The 3,419-nt window shown below is 33.0% G+C and carries 3 protein-coding genes and 1 pseudogene; 2 read left to right on the top strand and 2 right to left on the bottom strand.

Features of this window, described 5'->3' with window-relative positions:
- Positions 1-177: 177 nt before the first annotated feature.
- Entirely contained in the window at positions 178-1,407 is a 1,230-nt protein-coding gene (locus GO685_RS04185; RefSeq protein ID WP_175937701.1) for a KAP family P-loop NTPase fold protein, read from the bottom strand.
- A 3-nt stretch (positions 1,408-1,410) separates the two neighbouring features.
- Positions 1,411-2,016: a recombination mediator RecR gene (gene recR / locus GO685_RS04180; RefSeq protein ID WP_218939227.1), complete on the bottom strand. Its 606-nt coding sequence runs from the start codon at positions 2,014-2,016 to the stop codon at positions 1,411-1,413.
- A gap of 190 nt (positions 2,017-2,206) precedes the next feature.
- On the opposite strand from recR, the gene GO685_RS04175 reads away from it, so the two are divergent.
- A complete protein-coding gene (locus GO685_RS04175; protein WP_175937700.1) occupies positions 2,207-3,094 on the top strand; it encodes a hypothetical protein in 888 nt (295 codons plus the stop codon).
- 74 nt (positions 3,095-3,168) lie between these two features.
- A pseudogene (locus tag GO685_RS04170) lies at positions 3,169-3,333 on the top strand (IS982 family transposase); the annotation flags it as partial.
- Positions 3,334-3,419: the final 86 nt, after the last annotated feature.

Here is a 3,419-nt window from a genome sequence, read left to right as displayed (position 1 = left end):
TTAGACGTGTTTTTTCTCGATTTGACAAGACTGCTGAGGTTTTTATGGGTTTTTTAAACTTCGTTGGTTCTCTCATATGGCTTCTCTAAAACTTTGTTCACAGAGACTAGTGATGTGATAAAAGGACGTTAATCAAATGTTACCCTATCTCTGTGTATGTAAAGGTAGGGTATCTTTTTAAAACATCATATCCTTTATAGCTTTGTTAATTTTTGATTCTTTCCTTACAAAGGCAGTTTCTAGAGAGACTTTGAGTCTTTCCCATTCTTCTTGACCATTTGTGCGAGCTAGAATTAAAGGTTTATATTCATTTTCAATTTTTTCTAACGCTTTCTGATATGAAGAATCTAGTTCCTCGTACGTATCAATATCTACCGATCGTAGTATTACCAAAAATGAAAACAGATTTGGAGCGGGTAATTCTTCCTTTGTGTAATTCAAAAGACATAGTTCTATTTTTTTCACACAGTATTTTATTGTTTCTAACGATAGTGAAAGACTTTCTGCATAGAATATAAAACTATCTATAATTGAGCTTTTTGATTTTTTTGGTAGTTTGATATTTTGAAACAATGCTTTTGTAAATTTCTTTATCGATTGTTTTGGCAAATGTAAGGAGAGATCAGTAAAAGACTTTAAGTCAAAATTTGATCCAAGTACTGTGCTAATAGCTTTATATACGTTACTCTTATCTCTACTGACAGAAATGATAAAGACGAGCCCCTCTATATCAAGCATATATTTTATAGATTCCAGAAAATCAATGATGCATTTAGGACGGCATATATCAAGGTCATCCACCATTATATAGATGTTTTTGTCTTCTCTAATTCTATTAACTACTTTTGCTAATTGTGTTTTAAAGTCCTTAATATTTTCTTTTCTTCTTTGAAGAATATTCAACTCTCTCAGTACACAACCAATATCTTTTTTGTCAGCCTCTTTTGCAGCATCAAGAAATACAGAAAGCATAGCAAGTGGAGATTTACTAATTAGCTTGCCTAGTGTGTTTAAAGAAAACAGCTCTCGGTTTACGTCCTTAAACCTTCGTATAACGCCTCTTTTTACTTCATGTGATGCAAATAAATCCTCAAATAGGAAATTTAAAAAAGAAGGTAGCGATTGATCCAATGCGTTGATATCCCATGCGCTATAATAAGCTGCAATTTCATTTTGTTGCTTTAACTCTTTTACCCACTCTTTCAGAAAAAACGTCTTGCCCCATCCGTTATATCCTTCTAAAGATATCATTGTAAAAGACTGATCAATTGTTTTAACTATAGTGCTGAACTTGCCTGAAAATTGCTTGTAGTTTAGGAAGTCATTTTCCCAGGCTACCACTTTAGATGGCGACACTGTTTCTTTTTTTCTGGAGGTTATTAGCGATATAAGTTTTCTTAAGCACATACCTTATTTCATGTTCAATTCGTATTCTTGTCTTGAGGTAAGAGCTGCTTTTAGCGTTCCCTCATCTAGGTAGTCAATTTCTCCACCCATTGGTATGCCGCAAGCGAGGCGTGATATTTTCACATCTAAGTTTTTTAGCAATTCAATTATGTACTGTACAGTCACTTGACCCTCTAATGTTGGATTAATTGCGATAATGATCTCTTCAATTTTATACTCTGCGACTCTTTTAGGGATGGTATCAAGGTTAAGTTCTTTTGGACCTACACCGTTTATTGCAGACAACTTGCCACCCAAAACATGGTACATACCTGAATATATACTACCTTTCTCAAATGCCCATAAATCACCTAATTCTTCTACTACGCACATTAACTTGTTGTCACGTTTTGGATCAGTACAAATAGAACAAGGTGATTTAGCATCAAGATTTCCGCAAACTTTACACTCTATTATAAGGTCCGCCAGCTCTTTGATTAAAGATGCAAGTGGTAGCATAACTTTCTCCTTATTTTGTAGTAAATGTATGGCTAACCTTCTTGATGATGATGGCCCTAAACTTGGCAATTTAGAAAAAGCATGAACTAAATTTTTTATTTTAATGTTCATTCAATAAATTCAGAATAGGCCATCAAAATAGTAACATCAAGCCCCTTATATAGGAAGTAGTAAATTTCTTTTATCTCACTTTAGGTTAGCTATAAAAGAAATTTTTTACTCTATAAGGATTTATAGATAACATTTACTAGATTTTAACTTTTTAGGTCTATATTTTAATAAATATAGAGTAATAATTAATATGGATGATCCATTTAAGAGTGGCAATTATAACAAGAATCTCAATTCTTTGATACAAGTCATAAAGCTGAAAGATACAAAAAAAATTGATAAACAATATGATAAAACGGTAAGAGATTTATCTCAAGCTCTGAAGGGTTTTACAAACAAGGCAGAAGATATAGCTAAGTTTGTTATATATACTGACTTAAATAATTATGTAGAACCATTGGATAAAAAGCCATTAGGGCTTTTTGGAGTATTAAAGAGAATATTGCTAGGGAAAGATGTTCCGGTTAAGAATGACAACATAAGAAATTTTGTTAAAGATAAATTACCGAATCCCGCTTTAGAAAAAGCAGCTGAATATACAAATGTTCTGAGGAAAATTAACCTCTTAAAAGAAAGACTCGATACCTTGAAAGAAATTTTAGATTCAGGGCAGAGTGAAAAAGAGGAACATAAACCGCATGAAATGAACTTGGAGAGCAAAACAACGTCAAAGCAAAGGAAAGAAGAGCAGTCAAAAAAATCTGCTAGTAATCGCATGAAGAAAGTAAAACGACCAACAATAGCGCCTCCACAACCTCCGACTGCTCCGAATGAGCTTAAAACCGAGCCTCAGAAAAAGGTTGCTACTACTGAGAAGAAGAAGGTGTGCTCTAAATCAAAACCAGAGGTTATACCTTTTGATGATTCAGGCTATGCAAGTCGGTCAGATAAAGGATCTCAACGTGAAGAAGTATCAAGTCATCAAGAAAAGAAGAGTAAAGTTTTAACAGCAAATTTACAGAGTTCAAATTTACCTAAAGAAGAACCAATTTACGCAACAGTTCCTAAGGAACATATAGAAGCGAAAAGAGCAAGTAAACAGCAACAATCTAAACCTATAATACCTCCAAAACGCTAACTATGGATTAGAAAGAGAGTAGAGAGAGAAATAGGGTAAACTCCAGTATTTTAGCAACAATAGGAGGTTACCCAATGCATAAGAATATAACAGAGTTATTCTGTTTTGTAGATGATTATTGTAAAATAATAGATGAGAACTTTGCAAGTAGACTACTAGCCAATGGTAAAAAACCTACAAGAATACCCGCAATAATGTATTCTGAAATTATAACAATAATCCTATTATATCATCAATCTAGTCTCTGTGAAAAAAGTTTATCATGAGAAAATAAGGAAAGATGTAGCAAAAACTGGTAGTTTAACTTAGCTACAAATAGAGAAAT

This window comes from Wolbachia endosymbiont of Madathamugadia hiepei (assembly GCF_013366855.1).
Taxonomy (GTDB): Bacteria; Pseudomonadota; Alphaproteobacteria; order Rickettsiales; family Anaplasmataceae; genus Wolbachia.
The sequence above is the reverse complement of the archived record's forward strand: the minus strand, read 5'-3'. Positions and strand labels throughout refer to the sequence as shown.